Source organism: Vibrio sp. HENC-03 (assembly GCF_000305755.2).
GTDB classification, from domain to species: Bacteria; Pseudomonadota; Gammaproteobacteria; order Enterobacterales; family Vibrionaceae; genus Vibrio; species Vibrio owensii.
The window spans coordinates 176,592-198,231 of sequence record NZ_JH976127.1 but is presented as its reverse complement, the minus strand read 5'-3'; the positions used below and the strand labels follow the sequence as shown (position 1 = coordinate 198,231).

The following is a 21,640-nucleotide window of genomic DNA, read 5'->3' as shown; positions in this document are numbered from 1 at the left end:
AATCAACATCAGCGCGAAAGCGGGTGACGATATCGAAGAGCTAGCGACGTACATCAACGGTCAAACTGACCTAGTTAAAGCGTCAGTAGATCAAGACGGTAAACTGCAAGTTTTCGCTGGTAACAACAAAGTTGAAGGCGACGTTGAATTCTCTGGCGGCCTATCTGGTGAGCTAGGTCTAAACGACGGTAAGAAAGTAACAGTTGATACTATCGACGTAACATCAGTAGGTGGCGCACAAGAATCTGTGGCTATCATTGATGCGGCATTGAAATACGTAGACAGCCACCGTGCAGAGCTAGGTGCTTTCCAAAACCGTTTCAACCACGCAATCAGCAACTTGGATAACATCAACGAGAACGTGAACGCGTCGAAGAGCCGTATCAAAGATACAGACTTCGCGAAAGAAACGACTCAAATGACCAAGTCACAAATTCTATCGCAAGCGTCAAGCTCAATCCTTGCGCAAGCGAAACAAGCGCCTAACTCAGCGCTAAGTCTTCTAGGTTAATTTCTAACCTAAGACAAGAACCTCATTGGCTCGTGGTGAGAGATGAGCGAGTAAACCCAGCTTCGGCTGGGTTTTTTTATGTCTGTTTTTGAGGTTTGGATAAGCTTGAGTTACCTCCAGTTACAATATTAGAGATTCATCACACTTCAGTAAGCCAAAGAAAATAATCGCAAAAAATTGAAAATTTCTCCTAAAGGATATTTATAGGCCGCCGTTAAAGGGACTGAGAGAAATGAGATGTACCTAAGTGAGGTGAGAGACACGACGGTGCATCAACTAAAGCCTTAAGGAGATCAACTATGGCGATTAACGTTAATACTAACGTTTCTGCGATGACCGCACAGCGTTACCTAAACCAAGCGGCTGAAGGTCAACAAAAATCAATGGAGCGTTTGTCTTCGGGTTATAAAATCAATAGCGCGAAAGACGATGCTGCCGGTCTACAGATTTCTAACCGTTTGAACGCACAGAGCCGTGGTCTAGACATGGCTGTGAAAAACGCGAACGACGGTATTTCTATTGCACAGGTTGCTGAAGGTGCAATGAATGAATCTACCAACATCCTACAACGTATGCGTGACCTATCGCTTCAATCTGCGAACGGTTCGAACTCAAAATCAGAACGTGTAGCGATCCAAGAAGAAGTTACAGCACTTAACGACGAACTAAACCGTATTGCTGAAACAACCTCTTTCGGTGGTAACAAGCTTCTTAACGGTACTTACGGTACTCAATCTTTCCAAATCGGTGCGGACTCTGGTGAAGCAGTAATGCTTTCTATGGGCAACCTACGTTCTGATACTTCTGCAATGGGCGGTAAGAGCTACGCAGCAGAAGATGGTAAAGACGCGTCTTGGACAGTAAGTGACAAAACTGAACTTAAGATGAGCTACACCAACAAGCAAGGTGAAGAGAAAGAGCTGACTATCAACGCGAAACAAGGCGATGATATCGAGCAGCTAGCAACTTACATCAACGGTCAGAGCGACGATGTGAAAGCATCAGTAGGCGAAGACGGTAAGCTACAAGTATTTGCTGCTTCTCAAAAAGTAACTGGCGATGTTGAGTTCTCTGGCAACCTAGCGGGTGAAATTGGTTTCGGCGATGCAAAAGACGTAACAGTTAAAGACATCGACGTAACAACAGTTGCAGGTTCTCAAGAAGCGGTAGCTATCATTGATGGCGCACTAAAATCAGTAGATAGCCAACGTGCGTCTCTTGGTGCATTCCAAAACCGTTTCAACCACGCTATCAGCAACCTAGACAACATTAACGAGAACGTTAACGCGTCTAACAGCCGTATTAAAGATACTGACTACGCGAAGGAAACGACAGCAATGACTAAGTCGCAAATCCTTCAACAAGCAAGTACTTCAATCTTGGCACAAGCGAAGCAGTCACCATCTGCAGCGCTGAGCTTGTTGGGCTAATTGGGTCGACTCAGCCTAGTGATACCATCACCAAAGCGATAGACCTAATCGTTAGCTCATAAGGTGGAAGGGAGATTGTAATGGAAATATCCTCCTACGCATCGAACATCCAGCCTTACGGCACACCGAGTGGCACAAAAGTTGCTAAAGAAAATGGCATAGGCACGCCTAGCACAGCAAGTTCTAACGGCACCGTTCCCGTTGAAAAACCGAACGATGCCGAACGCGAACTCTCTGTTCAAGCTGCGATTGAAATGGCGGAATCTCGCCAAGAGCTGAACAAAGAAGAACGCGAAAAAATGGTCGAGCAAATGAATGAATTTGTGAGCGCCATGAATAAAGGGGTAGCGTTTCGAGTCGATGAAGAATCGGGCCGAGACGTCGTGACGATTTACGAAGCCACAACTGGTGATGTAATTCGTCAGATCCCTGATGAAGAAATGCTCGTGGTATTGCGTCGCCTAGCTGAGCACACAGCTAACCGCGGTTTGTTAGTTGAAAAGGTGTAAGTCGTTTTTGAGGTGATTTGATGAGTTTAGGCCCTTTGGGGATGTCTGGCGGCATGGATATCAATTCCATGGTCAGCAAAATTGTAGATGCCGAGCGTGTGCCAAAGCAGCAACGCATCGACAACGAGCGTATGACAATTGACGCCAGCATCAGTGCCTATGGGCGACTCAGAGAATCGTTGGATACGATGAAAAATCTCATGGCGAATTTTCGTCAAGAGAAGGCTTTTGCCGTTCGTACGGTAGAAACCACCGATGATAAAATCGTATCCGCAACCGCAACTACTGACGCTATAGCCGGTAAGTATGCTATCGATGTGTTGCAGCTTGCACAGAGCCATAAAGTGGCTTCTGACGTTATGCCAGAAGACGCCAAGTTTGGGGCTGGTAAGCTGCAGATTTCTCTTGGTGATGACACCTTCGACGTTAATGTCCGTTCTAGCTCCAAGCTAGTTGATGTCGTTCGTGGAATTAACGGCGCTAAGGATAACCCTGGCGTACGTGCTTCCGTGATTAACGACGTAGAAGGGCCGCGTTTGATCCTTGCCTCAAACCTTTCAGGCAAGGACCATCAAATCAAAGTCAGTGTGGAAGCCGAAGCCGGTAATCCTCTGAAACATTTCGAATACAAAACTCTGGAAGACCGAGTGAACGCGCTTGAAGAAGCTCGTGAAGCGGCAGAAGCCGTACTTGGACCTCTGAAAGAACCAGAGTCAAAGACCGATGCAGACCAACTTGAACAGGTAGATGCAGACGGCAATCCTATACCTCCTGAAGAACAAAAAGCGGCAGAGAATGCGCAAGATGGCGCAGCGGATGAACCGATCTCTGCAGCTGGTGCCGCTGCGGCGAAAGCAGGGCAAGAAGCAATTGATGCTGCCAATAAACGAGCGGGTATGCGCCCGCAAGACAGTATCCCTGGTTGGACTGAAACCGCTTCAGGTACACTCCTCGATTCTTACCGTCCGCCAGAATTAGAGCTGGACGAAGAAGCCATTGCGAAAGCTCCAGACGTACCGGGTTGGAACAATGCTGCCTCTGGTACGCTGACCGATTCGTACGTGACGACCAAAGAAGCCAAGCAACAGCTCGAACAAGAGAAAGCTGAAATTGAGCAAAAGATTGCCGATGAAAAGCAAGAGCTTGACCAAAAAGTTGAGCGGGGCGAGTTGACGGAAGAGCAAGCGAAACAAATCCATCGTGCCAAGCTCGATCCTGAAGAGCGTGAGCGTCTTGAGAAAATTGATGTCGCAGAGGCAAAGATCGCAGAGGCGCAAAAAGCCTTTGAAGTGTATTCAGGCATGACTGAAGTGCAAGCGGGTCAGGATTCGCAAGTGATGCTTGATGGCGTTGCACAACTGTCGAGCCATAACAACGTGATTGAAGACGCCATTGAAGGTGTAAACCTCACGTTGAAAGGCAAATCCGAACTGGGTAAACCGCCAGCTGAAATTGGCGTAGAGTACGATCGCCAAAGCGTTCGTGCAGACATCGAAAATTTTGTTTCAGCATACAACTCGTTCTACCAAACTTCAAAAGCGCTCGCCAGTGTCGATCCGACAACAGGCCAGAAAGGGCCGCTCGCGGGCGATAGCACAGTACGTAACGCTGATGCGCGCCTGAAATCGGTGTTCTCAACATCCATTGAAAAAGCCCCAGAAGACCTGAAATCTTTAACTGAGTTCGGTATTACCACCACACGCCAAGGCTCGTTGGAAATCAATTACGACATGTTGGATCGTCAACTGAACAACAACTTTAACGAGTTAGAGAAGTTCTTCGGCGGCAACACCGGTTTTGCCAAACGTGTGGAGGATGCGATTCAAGGCATCACGGGCTTCACGGGCAGTATCCGTACTCGCGAAAAGAGCCTGACAGAACAAAACTACAGATTAGGCGACGACCAAGCGGCATTAGATCGCCGCATGGACAGTTTAGAAAAACGTACCCACGCAAAATTCGCTGCAATGCAAGACGCCACAGGTAAGATGCAAGGGCAGTTGGGGGCGTTGATGAACGCGCTGGGTCAATAGATGAAAAACGAACTCATTGAAATTAGTGATATTGATCAACTAATTACGCAAGAACTGGAAAAAGTCGACTTTAACGCTGAAGAAATCCAACGTTTGGTCGATATCAGGGAACAGTTATTGCAAAACCTGTTAACCATTGTTGAAAGCAATCCATCGGTTAGGCAGGAAGCAGAGTGGCAAGACTTGCTCATTCGTACCAAAAGAATTGTAGAGCTGATGCAAAACGAGACCACTAATGTTGGTAAAGAGCTTCATAAGTTCCGTTATGGTCAACGTTCGCTTCAGCAGTACAAAAAATTTATATAAAAGAGGAATACTATGCGCGGTTCTTTGCAAGCATACAAAAAGGTATCAGTCGACAGCCAATTGAGCGCGGCTTCTCCGCACAAAGTCATTCAAATGCTAATGGCGGGTGCAATTGAGCGTCTGATCCAAGGTAAAGCAGCAATGCAAGCAGGCAACATTCCTGCAAAAGGTGAGCGTCTGGGTAAAGCGTTGGACATCATTATCGCACTGCGCAGCTGTCTGTCTATGGACGACGGTGGTGATATTGCATCAAACTTAGATTCACTTTACGAGTTCATGATCACTCAGATCTCGGCAGCGAACCACCAAAACGATCCTCAACCGATCGACGACGTTATCGACATTATTCGTGAGATCAAATCAGCTTGGGACCAGATCCCAACTGAGTTCCACAACTTAACGGCTGCTGAAGTAGGCATTTAATAGATAAAACAATACCTTACTTATTTGGTAGGGTATTGTGTCTGATTGCACAGAAAGTCGTTCAGTAAAGTTACAATCAAGCTCACACCTCTTTATTGCTTGGTTGCCTTATTTTTTTATTCAAATAAAATAGAAGTCATTAGTGGCCCCTAATGGCTTTTTTTTGTTGCTGATTTTCCTATTTTGTCTATCGTTAATTGAGAGTGGTCCCACCTTTCTGACACTCAATTGCGCAAATCAAGGTCTGGCCGCAACACACCCATAATAAAGGCAATCATTCTTACTTATGCAAGGTTTGGCAAAGCTGCTTGTAATCGATGACGATGCACCAAGTCGTTTGAATATAAGCAATATATTGGAATTTGTTGGAGAAAGTTGCGAAGCTGTCAGTTCTGATCAGCTAGGCGATGTAGACTGGTCTAGCGTTTGGTCCGGTTGCATTGTTGGTAACATCTCTGCAGGTCGTGCTGCGACAGCGGTGATGACCCACCTCAACGAAGCGTACCATATCCCCCTTCTGGTTCTGGGTTCTTTCCCACTACCTGTTGATGACTTGCCAAATTTTGTCGGTGAATTAGAACAACCTTTAAACTACCCGCAACTTAGCGAAGCGTTACGTCATTGCAAAGACTTCCTTGGTCGCAAAGGCGTTAATGTCGTCGCAAGCGCGCGCAAAAATACCCTTTTCCGTAGCCTTGTTGGCCAAAGCCGAGGCATTCAAGAAGTTCGTCATTTGATTGAACAAGTATCGGGCACAGAAGCAAATGTGCTGATCTTGGGTGAGTCTGGCACGGGTAAAGAAGTCGTCGCACGTAACATTCACTACCATTCTGCTTATCGTAATGGTCCGTTTGTGCCAATCAACTGTGGCGCGATCCCACCAGAGCTTCTGGAAAGTGAGCTGTTTGGTCATGAGAAAGGAGCGTTCACTGGCGCGTTGACCTCACGTAAAGGCCGTTTTGAACTAGCCGAGGGTGGTACGATCTTCCTTGATGAGATTGGTGATATGCCAATGTCGATGCAAGTGAAGTTGCTGCGTGTTCTGCAAGAGCGTTGTTTTGAGCGCGTAGGTGGCAACACCACGATCAAAGTAAACGTGCGTGTTGTAGCTGCAACGCACCGCGATCTAGAAACCATGATCGACGACGGCACGTTCCGTGAAGACCTTTTCTACCGCTTGAATGTTTTCCCAATCGAGATGCCTGCGCTAAAAGCACGTAAGCAAGACATCCCTTTGTTGCTACAAGAGCTAATGACGCGTTTGGAAGCAGAAGGCGGACAACCAATTTGCTTCACTCCTCGTGCGATTAACTCGCTGATGGAACACAACTGGCCGGGTAACGTTCGTGAACTTGCCAACCTTGTTGAGCGCATGATCATTCTCTACCCAAACAGTTTGGTCGACGTAAACCATCTACCGACAAAGTACCGTTACAGTGATATTCCTGAGTTCCAACCAGAAGGTAACCCGTTTACTTCGGTTGAAGAACAAGAGCGTGACGTGTTCCAAGACATCTTCTCTGAGAACTTCAGTTTTGAAGATCAAAGCGATCTGGACCACAACATGAATGCCCCTCAAGCTTTACCGCCAGAAGGCGTGAACTTGAAAGAGCTTCTAGCCGATATGGAAGTCAACATGATCAGCCAAGCGTTAGAAGCACAAGGTGGTGTCGTAGCAAGAGCTGCTGACATGCTGGGTATGCGACGCACGACTTTGGTGGAGAAGATGCGCAAATACAACCTACAACGCTAGGTTTTATCTGACACCAGAAGTAAGCACTTTCCATTGCGCTTGTTGTCTTTTCCGACAAGAAAAGCGCACTTTTCCTAGTGTCAACTTCTTGTCGTTAGTATAACGCTATGATAAATATAGAAAATAGCTTGGTATGCTAATTGCTTACCAAGCTATTTTAGTTTTTAAATGGCGATATTTCGACAGGCAGTGAATGGACAATAATACCAACCAATCCCATTTAGACTCGGTAGAGAATCAGGTCGAGCGTTATAAGCAGGTTTTGGATGTGATGCCCGCAGGTGTGATCTTATTGGATACACACGGTGTGGTACGCGAAGCCAACCCAGAAGCGCACCGTATCCTTGAAATCCCACTGGTCAACGAGAAATGGTTCAACATCATCCAAGTGGTATTTGATCCGCGCGAAGATGATGGTCATGAAGTCTCACTGCGTAATGGCCGTAAGGTTCGTTTGGCGATCTCGGCCTCTGCGACGGGTCAACTTATCCTGATCACCGACCTAACAGAAACGCGTTTACTGCAATCTCGCGTGAGTGACTTGCAGCGTCTGTCATCGCTTGGTCGCATGGTGGCTTCTTTGGCTCACCAAGTGAGAACTCCGTTATCGAGCGCCATGCTATATGCATCCAATTTAGGTGCGCCAAATCTCCCTCCGGCGACAAGAGAGCGATTCCAAAGCAAATTAATGGATCGACTGCACGATTTGGAGAAGCAGGTTAATGATATGCTGCTTTTTGCCAAAGGTGGTGATAATAAAGTCATTAAGCCTTTTAACATTGCTCAGCTTGTTGCCGAATATCAGCCGATGGTGGAAACCGCGCTGAAGAACAACAGTATCGACTACTTCCTAGAAGTCGAAGAAGAGAACACTGAGCTGTTAGGCAACGCTAACGCCATTGCTTCAGCACTGAGTAACTTAGTGATGAACGCGATTCAGATGTCTGGAAAGGAATCGCAAATAGATGTCTTTTTCCGCCCGGTGAACGGTGAACTGCGCATTTCTGTGCAAGACAGCGGTCCGGGTGTACCAAAAGAACTGCAAGCAAAAATCATGGAGCCATTCTTTACCACGCGTTCTCAAGGAACCGGGTTAGGGCTCGCTGTGGTTCAAATGGTTTGCCGTGCCCATGACGGTCGATTGGAACTTATTTCAGAGCAGGGTGATGGAGCCTGCTTTACCATGTGCATTCCGCTAGAGCGAGTGCAAGCAGAAGCGCAATAAGCGGCTTTTGTCGATAACAATTACTGGAGAATCATAATGGCGCAAAGCAAAGTGCTGATCGTAGAAGACGATGAAGGTCTTCGTGAAGCCCTAGTGGATACTCTGGCTCTGGCAGGGTACGAGTGGTTAGAAGCCGATTGTGCAGAAGACGCTTTAGTGAAGCTGAAGTCGAACGCGGTGGATATCGTGGTTTCTGATGTACAAATGGCAGGCATGGGCGGTTTGGCTCTGCTACGCAATATCAAACAGAATTGGCCAAACTTGCCAGTTCTTCTTATGACGGCTTACGCAAACATTGAAGACGCCGTGTCGGCAATGAAAGAAGGTGCGATTGATTACATGGCGAAGCCATTTGCACCAGAAGTTTTGCTGAACATGGTGAGCCGTTACGCACCAATCAAAAGTGATGACAACGGTGATGCCGTCGTTGCAGACGAGAAAAGCCTACGCCTACTTGCGTTAGCTGACAAAGTGGCACGCACGGATGCTAACGTAATGATCTTGGGCCCAAGCGGCTCAGGTAAAGAAGTCATGTCTCGTTACATCCACAATGCTTCAAACCGTAAAGACGGTCCTTTTGTTGCGATTAACTGTGCGGCGATTCCAGACAACATGCTGGAAGCGACACTATTTGGTTACGAGAAAGGCGCGTTTACTGGCGCTGTTCAAGCGTGTCCGGGTAAGTTTGAACAAGCCCAAGGCGGCACGATTTTGCTGGATGAAATCAGTGAAATGGATTTGAGCCTACAAGCGAAACTGCTGCGCGTTCTTCAAGAGCGCGAAGTGGAGCGTTTGGGTAGCCGTAAGAGCATCAAACTGGACGTTCGTGTATTAGCAACCAGTAACCGTGACCTTAAGCAGTACGTGTCAGAAGGCAACTTCCGTGAAGACTTGTACTACCGCTTGAACGTATTCCCAATCTCATGGCCAGCACTTTGTGAGCGTAAAGGCGACATCTCGCCACTTGCGCAGCACCTTGCTGAACGTCATTGCAGCAAAATGGGTATGCCAGTGCCTAAGTTCTCTCAAGTCGCATTAGATAAGCTGCTTCAATACCCATGGCCGGGTAACGTTCGTGAGTTGGATAACGTGGTTCAACGTGCTCTGATTTTGAGTGAAAACGGTGACATTGATGCAGAACACATTTTGCTAGAAGGTGTAGATTGGCAAGATGCCAGCAGCCTGCAACATGTTGTGCAAAATGCAGAAGTGGTGGTGCCAGATGTTAAGCCAGTCGCACAAGCAGAATCTATCAACCGTGTTGCCGCTGGTGGTGAAGGACTCGGTGGTGAACTGCGTGACCAAGAATACGCGATCATTTTGGAAACGCTGATCGAATGTAACGGTCGTCGTAAAGAAATGGCAGAGAAACTGGGCATCAGTCCACGTACTTTGCGCTATAAACTTGCCAAAATGCGTGACGCTGGTATCGATATTCCGGCTTAGTATTCACATAAATAGCCATAGGACAAAAGTGTGGGTACACTACGGCACTATTGTCTTATGGCACAGTAATTGCTGTGTCAATAATCAGTTTTATTTAATAGTCAAACTTTTGGCTTAGAGGTGACAATGAAAGTTGATGGTATTCAGGCAGAAATGCGCGCCATGATGGTGGAAGCGACCAACACCGCTCCCGTTGCAACAGGTGCGAAAGTTGGGGCAGATTTTGGTGATCTCCTAACGAAAGCCATCAATAACGTAAACTCACTTCAAAAAGCATCGGGCGATCTGCAAACGCGTTTTGACCGTGGTGATGCCGATGTTTCCCTTTCTGACGTTATGATTGCTCGTAACAAGTCCAGTGTTGCATTTGATGCCACTGTACAAATCCGCAATAAGCTCGTTGAGTCCTACAAGGATCTCATGAACATGCCAGTGTAATTTTAGGTAATAAGTGTGGCAGACAAGTCTACAGATTTAACCGTCACTGATGGCGGCGCAGATGGTGCACTGATCGCTGGCTCAGATTTGGATGTGGATAGCCAAAACCCAGATCTTGAAGAGCGCAGTGCGTCAAAATTCGATATGGCAGTAGGCGACCTCGATTTACTTCGTCAGGTCGTATTAGTGCTGTCCATCTCTATCTGTGTTGCGTTGATCGTGATGCTTTTCTTCTGGGTGAAAGAACCGGAAATGCGCCCACTTGGTGCATACGAAACCGAAGAACTGATCCCAGTGCTGGATTACCTCGACCAGCAAAAAATCAATTACAAGCTAGATGGCAACACCATTTCTGTGGAATCGAGTGATTACAACTCGATCAAGCTGGGCATGGTGCGTGCGGGCGTAAACCAAGCAACAGCGGCAGGCGATGACATTCTGCTGCAAGACATGGGCTTTGGTGTATCACAACGTTTAGAGCAAGAACGTTTGAAGCTCAGCCGTGAACGCCAACTTGCACAAGCGATTGAAGAGATGAAGCAGGTACGCAAAGCGCGTGTGTTGCTTGCTCTGCCAAAACACAGTGTGTTTGTTCGTCATAATCAAGAAGCGTCTGCCTCAGTATTTTTGACGCTCTCTACAGGTGCAAACCTAAAACAACAAGAAGTGGATTCCATCGTTGATATGGTGGCGAGTGCTGTTCCGGGCATGAAGACCTCTCGTATTACGGTCACCGACCAACACGGTCGTCTGCTTAGCTCAGGTTCTCAAGACCCTGCGTCTGCGGCTCGTCGTAAAGAACAAGAGTTAGAGCGCAGCCAAGAGCAAGCGCTGCGCGAGAAGATTGATTCTGTTCTTCTACCAATCCTAGGTTTTGGTAACTACACTGCTCAGGTGGATATCCAAATGGATTTCAGCACTGTTGAGCAAACTCGTAAGAACTTCGATCCGAATACTCCAGCAACGCGTAGTGAATACGCGTTGGAAGATTACAACAACGGCAATATGGTCGCGGGCATTCCTGGTGCTCTGAGTAACCAACCGCCAGCCGATGCGTCGATTCCTCAAGATGTGGCACAGATGAAAGACGGTTCGCTGACTGGGCAAGGTTCAGTCCGTAAAGAATCAACGCGTAACTTTGAACTCGACACCACTATCAGTCACGAGCGCAAGCAAACGGGCACATTGGCGCGTCAAACCGTTTCAGTGGCGATCAAAGACCGTCGCACCGTAAACCCAGATACGGGTGAAGTGACTTACACGCCGCTGTCAGAATCAGAAATTAACGCCATTCGCCAAGTGCTGATTGGTACCGTTGGTTTTGACCAAAACCGTGGTGACTTGCTAAACGTTCTTAGCGTGAAGTTTGCTGAGCCAGAGCTTGAGCAGATGGTTGATCCACCAATTTGGGAACATCCAAACTTCAACGATTGGGTTCGTTGGTTCGCGAGTGCGTTGGTGATCATCGTGGTTATCTTGGTTCTGGTTCGCCCTGCGATGAAGAAACTGCTTAACCCTGCGAGCACCGACGAAGACGAAATGTACGGACCAGATGGCTTGCCAATTGGTGCGGATGGTGAAACCAGCCTAATTGGTAGCGACATCGAAAGCGGTGAACTGTTTGAGTTTGGTTCAAGCATTGATTTGCCTAACCTTCACAAAGATGAAGATGTACTTAAAGCAGTACGTGCTCTGGTGGCAAACGAACCAGAACTTGCTGCTCAAGTTGTGAAAAACTGGATGAACGAAAATGGCTAACGATATCGTACCTCAAGATGAAAACGGCGTAGGTGTTCCTGCGGAGTTTGATGTCTCTAGCATGACAGGTGAAGAAAAAGCGGCAATTTTGCTGCTCAGCCTGAATGAAGGCGACGCCGCTGGCATCATCCGTCACTTAGAACCAAAGCAGGTTCAACGTGTTGGTAGTGCAATGGCGCGCGCTAAAGATCTAAGCCAAGACAAAGTGTCTGGTGTGCATCGTGCGTTTTTAGAAGACATCCAGAAATACACCAACATCGGTATGGGCAGCGAAGACTTCATGCGTAATGCGCTGGTGGCTGCTCTGGGTGAAGACAAAGCAAACAACTTGGTCGACCAAATCCTATTGGGTACTGGCTCGAAAGGTCTGGATTCACTGAAGTGGATGGACCCTCGCCAAGTGGCAAGTATCATCGTCAACGAACACCCGCAGATTCAAACCATCGTACTTTCGTATTTGGAAGCGGATCAGTCAGCGGAAATTCTTTCTCAGTTCCCAGAGCGCGTGCGTCTGGACCTGATGATGCGTATTGCCAACCTAGAAGAAGTTCAGCCATCGGCACTGGCAGAGCTGAACGAAATCATGGAGAAACAGTTCGCAGGTCAAGCGGGTGCACAAGCAGCGAAGATTGGCGGCTTGAAGGCAGCTGCAGAAATCATGAACTACCTAGACAACAACGTCGAAGGTATCTTGATGGAGCAAATCCGCGACCAAGACGAAGACATGGCAACACAAATCCAAGATCTCATGTTCGTATTCGAGAACTTGGTGGAAGTGGACGACCAAGGTATTCAGAAATTGCTGCGTGACGTTCCTCAAGACGTTCTGCAACGTGCACTTAAAGGTGCCGATGACTCTCTACGTGAGAAAGTCTTCAAGAACATGTCTAAGCGTGCAGCTGAGATGATGCGTGACGATATCGAGGCAATGCCTCCGGTTCGCGTAGCAGACGTAGAAGCGGCGCAAAAAGAAATCTTGGCGATTGCTCGTCGTATGGCAGACGCTGGTGAAATCATGCTGTCTGGCGGCGCGGACGAGTTCTTATAATCCTTTCTTATTCCTCCTGCTTAAGTGGGAGGAATGCACTTCCTTAGTCGCGCATTTTTCAAAGCACTTTATTTTTAATATCAATTTCAACATAGACAGATTGTAGGTTAAGCATGGCTGGCGATAGAAAACGTGGATTTATCCGTCCTGATGAAGACGATGCGATGATCGAACCGCAGCGCTGGGGTTTGCCTGATTATGGTGAGCCGAAAGCAAAGCAAGCCAAGCAAACTGCGTTTAACTACGATCCAGGTTGGGTGCCAAACTTTGACGAACCGGAAGAAGAGCAAGCGCTTGAGCTGACAGAAGAACAGATTGAGTTGATCAAGCAAGGCGCTTATCAAGAAGGTCTGTACCAAGGTCAAGAAGCGGGCTTTAAGCAAGGTTACGACAAAGGCAAAGAAGAAGGCATTCAAGCAGGCCATGCAGAAGGTCTTGAACTCGGTAAAGCGGAAGGTGTTACCGCTGGGCAAGAGTACATCCAGCAGCAGGTGGAAACCTTCATGAACTTGGCTAACCAGTTTGCTCAACCTTTAGAGCTGATGAACGCTCAGGTTGAAAAGCAGCTGGTGGATATGGTGCTGTGTCTAGTCAAAGAAGTTGTGCATGTGGAAGTGCAAACCAACCCTCAAATTATTCTCGATACCGTAAAACAATCTGTTGAAGCGCTGCCAATTTCTGGCCATCCAATTACCTTGCATCTGAACCCAGACGATGTGGCGATCATCCGCTCCGCATACGGCGAAGAAGAACTTGATTGTCGTAATTGGACATTGGTTGCAGAGCCAGCATTAAATCGCGGTGATGTACAAATTGCTGCTGGCGAATCGAGCATTAACTACCGCATGGAAGAGCGCGTGAAAAGCGTGTTGAACAGCTTCTGTGGCGCAAATCGCCATCAAGGGAGCGAATAATCCATGCAAGCCTTGGCTGACCGTTTAAAGAACTACAAAGTTGAAGGGCTGACCACGCGTCCGGTAGCGTCGGGCAAGCTTGTTCGCGTTGTTGGCTTAACCTTGGAAGCGACAGGCTGTCGTGCTCCGATTGGCAGCTTGTGTTTGGTCGAAACCATGTCCGGTCATATGGAAGCGGAAGTGGTGGGCTTTTCTGGTGATAACCTTTTCTTAATGCCGAGTGAGCAAATCACGGGCATCTTACCGGGCGCGAAAGTGACGCCGTTGACCAGTGAAGCGGGTTTGCCCGTTGGTATGGAGTTGCTAGGGCGTGTGATTGATGGTGTGGGTAACCCACTTGATGGCCTTGGTCCGCTTTATACCGATCATCGCGCTTCTTTCAATGCTGAGCCAATTAACCCATTAGCGCGTAAGCCCATTTCTGAGCCACTTGATGTCGGCTTAAAAGCCATCAACGGTTTGTTGACGGTCGGTAAAGGTCAACGTATCGGTCTGTTTGCGGGTTCTGGTGTGGGTAAATCGGTCACCCTTGGCATGATGACACGAGGCACGACGGCACAAGTTGTTGTCGTTGGTCTGATTGGTGAGCGTGGACGCGAAGTAAAAGAATTTATCGAAGAGATTTTGGGTGAAGACGGACGCCGTCGTTCTGTGGTGGTGGCAGCTCCTGCTGATGCTTCGCCTTTGATGCGCTTGAAGGGCTGTCAAACTGCACTGACGATTGCCGAATACTTCCGTGACCAAGGATTAGATGTTCTTCTACTGATGGACTCTTTGACGCGTTTTGCTCAAGCACAGCGTGAGATTGCGTTGTCTGTGGGTGAACCGCCTGCAACCAAAGGTTATCCGCCTTCGGTGTTTGCTAAACTGCCAGCCTTGGTGGAACGTGCAGGTAACGGTGGTGATGATCAAGGTTCGATCACCGCGTTTTTTACCGTTCTGACCGAAGGTGACGATCTGCAAGATCCGATCGCCGATGCGTCACGTGCGATCCTCGATGGTCACATTGTGTTATCTCGTGAAATGGCGGATGCGGGTCACTACCCAGCCATCGATGTCGAGAAATCAGTGAGTCGTGTTATGCCACAAATTACCACAGAAGAGCATGTGTTGATGTCGAAAGCGGTGCGTCAGGTGTTGTCGATTTGCCGTAAAAACCAAGACTTGGTTTCGATTGGCGCTTATAAACCGGGTACCGATCCTGCTATCGATGGCGCATTCACCCTCAAGCCAAAACTGGACGAATACTTGCAGCAGCGCATGAAAGAGTCTGTGCCTTATGACATGTGCGTCAATATGTTGAAGAGCATCTTGGGTGGGTAATAGCGCATGAATAACGCCATGGAGTTCCTACTTGATCAGGCAAAAGAGCGCGAAGACCAGGCCGTACTCGCGCTCAATAAAGCTCGCTCGGAGCTTGAAGATTACTACCGCCAAGTAGAGCAAATAGAAAAGTACCGCTTAGATTACTGTCAGCAGTTGGTAGACCGTGGTATGGCAGGACTCACCGCAAGCCAATATGGCCACTTAAACCGCTTCTTAACCCAGCTTGATGAAACGCTTTCCAAGCAAAAACAGGCAGAAAACCACTTTAAAGAGCAGGTGGTGAACTGCCAAGATTACTGGTTAAACATGCGTAAAGAACGGATGTCTTACGAGTGGATGATTGAAAAGCGCGAGAAAGAAAAGCAAATTGCGGAAGCGAAGCGCGAGCAAAAGCAGATGGATGAGTTTTCTACCTTGCTGTATAGCCGAAAACCGCAACGTTTTTAAGCGTTTCTCATCGTGATATCGCGTTAGTGCTGTTTGCTACATCTCTACTGATTCAAGCAAGGTTACTTTCACCGAGTCTTGCTCTATCAACTCAAACACTTTTGGTCGAATCTCGCGAATCCACCATTCATTGTAAGTCTCTGCGTATATCGTTTGTCGCGCTTGTTCACTGTCGAATTCACGCAACCAGACAAAGTAATCGTGCCCATCTTCACCCGTGTGAACATAGGTGTTTAAGACACGCATGCCTTTGGAGCGTTGGTAGGGCAGCAACTCATCTTTCATCCATGTTAACCATTGCTCTGTTTTGCCAGTCTTAATTTTATATTGGCGGAGTTCTGTGACTTTCAAAGCGATTCCTTATTGGTTGGGCAAGGTTTCTGTTTACGCTCCCACCAATCAATAGTCAAATTATGATGATGGTTTACGCATCTTTGATGCTGCTTAGGGATATCGCAAAGTTGATCTCTGTTCCACTGATGTCGTCTCACTTAACCGTCAGAAATTCCACACTATGCGTTGGCGTGATTTTTGCAATTTAGCCGTCAGTATCGGGTCTTTTGACCTAAGTTTGCCGCCTATGTGCAATCCGACAGCGAGTTGCTCAACGCTGCCGATGACGAGAGTTTCTATATGAATGTGAATTTATCCAATGTTTCTGCAACCAATAAGACGTCGGTTTCCGATTCTTCAAGTAAAGTTGCTGCAGAAAACCCTGAAAGCAAAGGTTTTTTTGAAACCTTAGCCGGGGTATTCACTGATTCACAAAAAGCCGAAAAAGCGGTGGCAAAATCTGATGCGCCAGACGTATCGGCAGAAAACACAGATGAGGCGACAAAAGTCGCATCGGCAAACTCAGAAGGCGAGAGCCAAGAAACAGTCGCTGAAGCTGTGGATGGCGAGAAAGTGGCATCTGCAGAATCAACCGATGAGCTACTTGCTCAAGGCGACGGTAAACAAGTTGCGAACAGCAAAGCGGGTGAGCTTTCAGATAGCGAATTGGCTTCTAGCGGTGTTAAACAAACAAATTCACCAGAAGGCGATGCAACCCAGTCAGCAGCAAATGGTGCTTCAAGCCAAGTTGCACAAGGTACGATAGCAAAACAAACGCAACCTAATGATGCAGACGCTTCTGAACAGGCGCCTAATGCTCAAGTGAAAAGTGCGATGGGTGAAGGTCAACAATTGTTGGGTCGTATTGAGCAAGCAAACCAAACGCTCAAGCCTAATGAGCAATTAGTTGATAGCGGCAAAGCATTGCCACCTGAGGCAGTATCAACACAAAGCGTTGCTCAACAGGAAAAAGGCACCCCACTTACTCCAGAACAACAAGCGATGCTTTCTGCTAAGCAATCCGGCCCACAAAGCGGCGTGGCGCAACCTGCTGGCAGTGACAAAGTGACGTTGGATGCCAATGGAAAACCCGTTGTATTGACGACGGAATCAGCCTCGAACGTACAAGCAGCAAACACAAATCAAGCGGTTCCCGTTGCCGCACAAATTGATTGGAACTCGCCAAGTACTCAAGCTGTTCACGCAGAAGCAACGGTGAATGCGACAACTCAAGCCGCGGTTAACGGTCAAGTTGTGGCTCAAGGTGCTCAGTCGATGGGTGGTGGAGAAGTATTGCAAACGGCATTGCCAGTCGAGGCTGAAATCTCTGAAGTAAAACGTATTTCTCTTGATGAGCTGCACATCATTGATACCAAGTTGGCGCAGGGTAAGCCTCTTTCTCAACAAGAACTTGATGTGATTGAAGGGCTAAAAACGGGTGAAGTGGTCGCTGATATTCCCGTGCAAGAATTAGCGCATTTCGCGGCTTTGCCAAGTGATGTAAAAGTGGCGATGGCAGAGCATCAAGCTGCTCATAACCAAACTCGTGTTGCGGCGTCTTCAGTGGCGGCTCAACAAGCTCATCAACTAGCCACACAGGACATGAAGCACGCTGCAGCTCAAACGAGTGCGCAGACAGCCGTATCCCCAAATGCTGACAAAGCAGCGTTATCTGCAATGCCAGAAGCGCTAGTGGCAGCAAATCTGAACCCCGCGGCACAGGTTGCTTCTAGTGCAGAGCTGAGCAAGAAAGTGATGAATGCTGGTCTTGCTGCCGGCGCATTGAAAGGCGCTTCAAGTAAGCAAGATAAACCGGAACCACAACATGGTTTAGCGGGACAAATTCAAGCGGCAGCAGGTCAACAAGGCGTGACAGCTCAGCAACAAGCACGAGTAGATGCTGCGCAGCAGGCACAGTTACCATTGCAACTAACCAAAGAACTGGCCAATGACCAAGTGGCAGAGAAAGTACAAATGATGATGTCGAAGAACTTAAAGAACCTCGATATCCGTCTTGACCCGCCAGAGCTTGGTCGTATGCAGATACGCATGACAATGAACAACGATCTTGCCAATGTGCATTTTACGGTGGCAAACCCGCAAGCTCGTGACTTGATTGAACAAACCTTACCTCGCCTGAGAGAGATGTTGGCTCAGCAAGGTATGCAATTGGCGGATTCGTCGGTTCAACAACAGAGCAGTGGTCAGCAACAAAGTGGCTACGCCAATGCGGAACAAAACGGTCAAGGTTCTCAAGGTCGTGGATTTTCTGGTCAGTCAGATGAAAACTTTGATGCCGACACGAATCTTGATTTGAATGTGGTTTCAAAGCGTGATGGAATTAGTTTTTACGCATAAAATAGCGGCCTAAAAAAGCAGAACAATAAGAGACAGTAATGGCAGAAGAACAGCTACAGGGTGCGGATGCACCAAAAGGAAAAAGTAAGTTACTGATCATCATTATCGCAGTGGTGGTTTTGCTTATCGGTGGTGGTGCGGCAGCTTTCTTTTTAATGGGCTCTGATGAACCGGCGCAAGCAGCACAAACCGAGCAAGCACAAGCGCAAACGGCAGCAGCGCCAATTGCGTACGTGAACATTGCACAACCGTTTATTTTTAACGTGACGGGAGACCGCCGCGATAGACTGGTACAAATCAAAGCGCAACTGATGGTGCGTGGCAGCGAGAATGAGCAATTAGCTCGTTACCATTCTCCACTGATAGAGAGTTCACTGCTATCGACATTTGCTTCAGCGACTGTGGAGCAACTTCGTTCTCCAACAGGACGAACTGAACTGCGTGATCGCGCCTCTGATGATATCAAAGCCGCGCTGAATGCCGCTGTTGGTAAGCCAGTGATTGAGAAAGTACTGTTTACAGATTTTGTAATTCAATAGGTATAACGTGACCGATCTATTAAGCCAAGACGAGATTGATGCGCTTCTGCATGGGGTTGACGATGTTGATGATGTCGATGAACCCATAGATAACGACACCGAGGGTGCCGTCAGTTTCGATTTCTCGTCTCAAGACAGGATTGTCCGTGGTCGAATGCCGACGCTCGAACTTATCAATGAGCGTTTTGCCCGACACATGCGAATCAGCCTGTTTAACATGTTGCGTAAAACCGCTGAAGTGTCGATCAACGGCGTGCAGATGATGAAGTTTGGTGAATACCAAAATACCCTGTACGTTCCGACAAGTTTGAACATGGTGCGCTTCCGTCCACTTAAAGGTACGGCACTGATCACCATGGAAGCACGCTTGGTGTTTATTCTGGTAGAGAACTTCTTTGGTGGTGATGGTCGTTTCCACGCCAAAATTGAAGGTCGCGAATTTACCCCAACTGAGCGTCGCATCATCCAGCTTCTTCTGAAAATTGTTTTCGAAGACTACAAAGAAGCGTGGTCGCCGGTAATGGGTGTGGAATTTGAATACCTCGATTCTGAAGTAAACCCAAGCATGGCGAACATCGTCAGCCCAACCGAAGTTATCGTCGTGAGCTCATTCCATATCGAAGTCGATGGCGGCGGTGGTGATTTCCATGTGGTCATGCCTTATTCGATGGTGGAACCAATCCGCGAACTGCTTGATGCGGGTGTTCAATCCGACAAGATGGAAACTGACGTTCGTTGGAGCTCGGCACTGCGTGAAGAGATCATGGATTGCCCAGTCAACTTCCGTGTGAATCTGCTAGAGAAAGACATCTCTTTGCGTGATTTGATGGAGCTGCAACCGGGCGACGTGATCCCGATTGAAATGCCAGAACACGCCACCATGTTCATCGAAGACTTACCAACTTACCGTGTGAAAATGGGTCGCTCCGAAGACAAGATGGCGGTGCAGATCTCTGAAGAGATCGAACGCCCACACGTAGTAAAAACAGATTTAGCGTTCTTGGGTAAAGACATCATGTCTGAACTTGAAAACGACGACGATACAGACGATTAAAACCCTTACTCATTACAATCGCCTCGCTTTGTTCTCTGTTATCGACAACAAAGAATGAAGCCAGAAGTATGGCGCAGTAAGGTTTAACACAGGACAGAAAAATGGAACCAAGTGACGATCAAAAGCTAGCAGACGAATGGGCAGCCGCTCTTGGCGAAGACCCGTCTGCACCTTCAATTGATGTTGATGAAATATTGGCAGCGCCACTGGAAGAGTTAAAAGACACCTCTGCTCCAATTACGGAAGATGAGCGTCGCAAACTCGACACCATCATGGATATTCCAGTGACCATTTCAATGGAAGTAGGGCGCTCACAAATCAGTATCCGTAACCTACTGCAATTGAACCAAGGTTCGGTTGTAGAGCTTGATCGCCTCGCAGGTGAATCGCTCGACGTATTGGTTAACGGTACTTTGATTGCGCACGGCGAAGTCGTTGTCGTCAACGATAAGTTTGGTATTCGTCTAACTGACGTGATCAGCCAAACTGAACGCATCAAAAAGCTGCGTTAATATGAGCAGTTCAATCAAAACGCGATTGAAGCAAATTACAGGAGCACTCGGCTTAATGCTGAGTGCTCCTTATGCATTTGCTGCCGCGCCAACGAGTTTGGATCTTGCGACCACGTTAGGTTCTTTAGTGCTGGTTATTGGTGTGATTCTATTTCTGGCTTGGTTGCTAAAGCGCATGCAAGTACCAGCAATGGGTCAACAAAAAGGGCTACGAATTGTTAGCCAGTTACCAGTCGGTACCAAAGAGCGCATTGCGGTTGTGCAAGTCGGTGAAGAACAGTTTTTGGTGGGCATTACCAGCCAATCTATCCAAACCCTAGCCAAGCTTGAAAAGCCATTGAAAGAGGAAGAGTTGGCGACCAGCGCCTTCGCGAGTCAATTTAGCCAACTGATAAAAAAACATGACAAAGGATAATTCAATCCGCCTAATGCTGAGCACTTTTATGCTGCTCGTTGGCGTGCTGTTTTCTTCACTTTCGTTTGCGCAGGCAGAGGAATCGCCATTGCCTTCTAATCTTGCACAAGGTGATAGTGTGACGGTTCAGGCGATGGAAAACGAGTCGGGCTCAAGCCGAAGTATGTCAGTGGGCAATGGTGGAGGGATTCCGGCCTTTACCATGACGACCAATGCCGATGGCAGCGAAGACTACTCGGTTACTCTACAAATTCTTGCGCTGATGACCATGCTTGGCTTCTTGCCAGCCATGGTGATTTTGATGACGTCGTTTACCCGTATCGTGGTGGTGATGTCCATCTTGCGACAGGCAATGGGCCTGCAACAAACGCCATCTAACCAAGTGATTATCGGTATCGCGCTATTTTTGACGTTCTTTATCATGTCGCCTGTTTTGAATGAAATTAACGATCAAGCGGTACAACCTTATTTGAACGAGCAAGTGACAGCACGTGAAGCCTTTGATGCGGCGCAAGCACCGATGAAAGCGTTCATGCTTAAACAAACTCGAATTAAAGACTTGGAAACGTTCGTCAATATGTCTGGCGAAGAGGTAACAAACCCAGAAGACGTTTCGATGGCGGTGTTGATTCCTGCTTTCATTACCTCAGAGCTTAAGACTGCGTTCCAAATCGGTTTCATGTTGTTCTTGCCGTTTTTGATCATCGACTTGGTTGTCGCCTCGGTATTGATGGCAATGGGTATGATGATGCTATCACCAATGATCGTATCGCTACCATTTAAGCTGATGCTGTTTGTGCTGGTGGATGGTTGGAACTTGATATTGTCGACACTCGCCGGCAGTTTTGCCCTTTAGATTGGC

General features: G+C 47.7%; 22 protein-coding genes. 21 read left to right on the top strand and 1 reads right to left on the bottom strand.

Translation table 11 applies throughout. From position 1 onward, the window contains the following. The 15 genes from VCHENC03_RS05010 to fliJ form a co-directional block, all read left to right on the top strand. Positions 1-511: flagellin (locus VCHENC03_RS05010; RefSeq protein ID WP_009707382.1), on the top strand; the 511-nt coding region annotated here is incomplete at its 5' end. 299 nt (positions 512-810) lie between these two features. After that, positions 811-1,941 carry a flagellin gene (locus VCHENC03_RS05015; protein WP_009707381.1) on the top strand — a complete coding sequence of 377 codons (1,131 nt, stop codon included), beginning with the start codon at positions 811-813 and terminating at the stop codon, positions 1,939-1,941. A gap of 80 nt (positions 1,942-2,021) precedes the next feature. After that, complete coding sequence (gene flaG, locus VCHENC03_RS05020; RefSeq protein ID WP_009707380.1) at positions 2,022-2,450, top strand: flagellar protein FlaG; 429 nt, start codon at positions 2,022-2,024, stop codon at positions 2,448-2,450. A gap of 20 nt (positions 2,451-2,470) precedes the next feature. Continuing rightward, positions 2,471-4,483 (top strand): flagellar filament capping protein FliD, encoded by a 2,013-nt coding sequence (gene fliD, locus VCHENC03_RS05025; protein ID WP_009707379.1) that lies wholly within the window; start codon positions 2,471-2,473, stop codon positions 4,481-4,483. Next, complete coding sequence (locus VCHENC03_RS05030) at positions 4,484-4,789, top strand: flagellar protein FliT (protein WP_009707378.1); 306 nt, start codon at positions 4,484-4,486, stop codon at positions 4,787-4,789. It begins immediately after the preceding gene. Between the two features lie 12 nt (positions 4,790-4,801). Beyond that, positions 4,802-5,212 carry a flagellar export chaperone FliS gene (fliS, locus tag VCHENC03_RS05035; RefSeq protein ID WP_005438665.1) on the top strand — a complete coding sequence of 137 codons (411 nt, stop codon included), beginning with the start codon at positions 4,802-4,804 and terminating at the stop codon, positions 5,210-5,212. 286 nt (positions 5,213-5,498) lie between these two features. Beyond that, positions 5,499-6,965 (top strand): sigma-54 dependent transcriptional regulator, encoded by a 1,467-nt coding sequence (locus VCHENC03_RS05040; RefSeq protein WP_005438666.1) that lies wholly within the window; start codon positions 5,499-5,501, stop codon positions 6,963-6,965. Between the two features lie 193 nt (positions 6,966-7,158). After that, positions 7,159-8,190, top strand: coding sequence for a sensor histidine kinase (locus tag VCHENC03_RS05045; protein WP_005438668.1), 1,032 nt, complete (start codon positions 7,159-7,161; stop codon positions 8,188-8,190). A gap of 36 nt (positions 8,191-8,226) precedes the next feature. Beyond that, positions 8,227-9,636: a sigma-54-dependent transcriptional regulator gene (locus tag VCHENC03_RS05050; protein WP_009707377.1), complete on the top strand. Its 1,410-nt coding sequence runs from the start codon at positions 8,227-8,229 to the stop codon at positions 9,634-9,636. Between the two features lie 126 nt (positions 9,637-9,762). Continuing rightward, positions 9,763-10,074, top strand: a complete 312-nt coding sequence (gene fliE / locus VCHENC03_RS05055; RefSeq protein WP_005438670.1) for a flagellar hook-basal body complex protein FliE — start codon at positions 9,763-9,765, stop codon at positions 10,072-10,074. 15 nt (positions 10,075-10,089) lie between these two features. After that, positions 10,090-11,832, top strand: coding sequence for a flagellar basal-body MS-ring/collar protein FliF (fliF, locus tag VCHENC03_RS05060; RefSeq protein ID WP_005438677.1), 1,743 nt, complete (start codon positions 10,090-10,092; stop codon positions 11,830-11,832). Further along, entirely contained in the window at positions 11,825-12,880 is a 1,056-nt protein-coding gene (fliG, locus tag VCHENC03_RS05065; protein ID WP_005438679.1) for a flagellar motor switch protein FliG, read from the top strand. Before fliF ends, fliG begins: the two co-directional genes overlap by 8 nt. A 113-nt stretch (positions 12,881-12,993) precedes the next feature. After that, entirely contained in the window at positions 12,994-13,794 is an 801-nt protein-coding gene (gene fliH / locus VCHENC03_RS05070) for a flagellar assembly protein FliH (RefSeq protein ID WP_009707376.1), read from the top strand. A gap of 3 nt (positions 13,795-13,797) precedes the next feature. Then, positions 13,798-15,117, top strand: coding sequence for a flagellar protein export ATPase FliI (gene fliI, locus VCHENC03_RS05075; RefSeq protein WP_005433019.1), 1,320 nt, complete (start codon positions 13,798-13,800; stop codon positions 15,115-15,117). Between the two features lie 6 nt (positions 15,118-15,123). Next, on the top strand, positions 15,124-15,567 hold the full coding sequence (gene fliJ / locus VCHENC03_RS05080; RefSeq protein WP_005438686.1) for a flagellar export protein FliJ: 444 nt from the start codon (positions 15,124-15,126) through the stop codon (positions 15,565-15,567). Between the two features lie 36 nt (positions 15,568-15,603). Here the strand turns inward: fliJ and VCHENC03_RS05085 are convergent, their stop codons facing one another. After that, positions 15,604-15,918 (bottom strand): NIPSNAP family protein, encoded by a 315-nt coding sequence (locus tag VCHENC03_RS05085; RefSeq protein WP_009707374.1) that lies wholly within the window; start codon positions 15,916-15,918, stop codon positions 15,604-15,606. A 282-nt stretch (positions 15,919-16,200) separates the two neighbouring features. Here VCHENC03_RS05085 and VCHENC03_RS05090 point away from each other — a divergent pair, with 282 nt between their 5' ends. From VCHENC03_RS05090 to fliP, 6 genes are all read left to right on the top strand, one after another. Further along, complete coding sequence (locus VCHENC03_RS05090; protein ID WP_009707373.1) at positions 16,201-18,258, top strand: flagellar hook-length control protein FliK; 2,058 nt, start codon at positions 16,201-16,203, stop codon at positions 18,256-18,258. 38 nt (positions 18,259-18,296) lie between these two features. Continuing rightward, complete coding sequence (gene fliL / locus VCHENC03_RS05095; RefSeq protein WP_005438693.1) at positions 18,297-18,797, top strand: flagellar basal body-associated protein FliL; 501 nt, start codon at positions 18,297-18,299, stop codon at positions 18,795-18,797. Between the two features lie 7 nt (positions 18,798-18,804). Next, on the top strand, positions 18,805-19,851 hold the full coding sequence (gene fliM / locus VCHENC03_RS05100; protein WP_005438695.1) for a flagellar motor switch protein FliM: 1,047 nt from the start codon (positions 18,805-18,807) through the stop codon (positions 19,849-19,851). Positions 19,852-19,952: 101 nt separating this feature from the next. Continuing rightward, the gene (gene fliN / locus VCHENC03_RS05105) at positions 19,953-20,363 is read left to right on the top strand and encodes a flagellar motor switch protein FliN (protein ID WP_005438697.1); all 411 of its coding nucleotides are present in this window, start codon (positions 19,953-19,955) and stop codon (positions 20,361-20,363) included. A 1-nt stretch (position 20,364) separates the two neighbouring features. Beyond that, positions 20,365-20,778: a flagellar biosynthetic protein FliO gene (gene fliO / locus VCHENC03_RS05110; RefSeq protein WP_005438699.1), complete on the top strand. Its 414-nt coding sequence runs from the start codon at positions 20,365-20,367 to the stop codon at positions 20,776-20,778. After that, positions 20,765-21,634 (top strand): flagellar type III secretion system pore protein FliP, encoded by an 870-nt coding sequence (fliP, locus tag VCHENC03_RS05115; protein ID WP_032802991.1) that lies wholly within the window; start codon positions 20,765-20,767, stop codon positions 21,632-21,634. The genes fliO and fliP overlap by 14 nt, the downstream gene beginning before the upstream one ends. Positions 21,635-21,640: the final 6 nt, after the last annotated feature.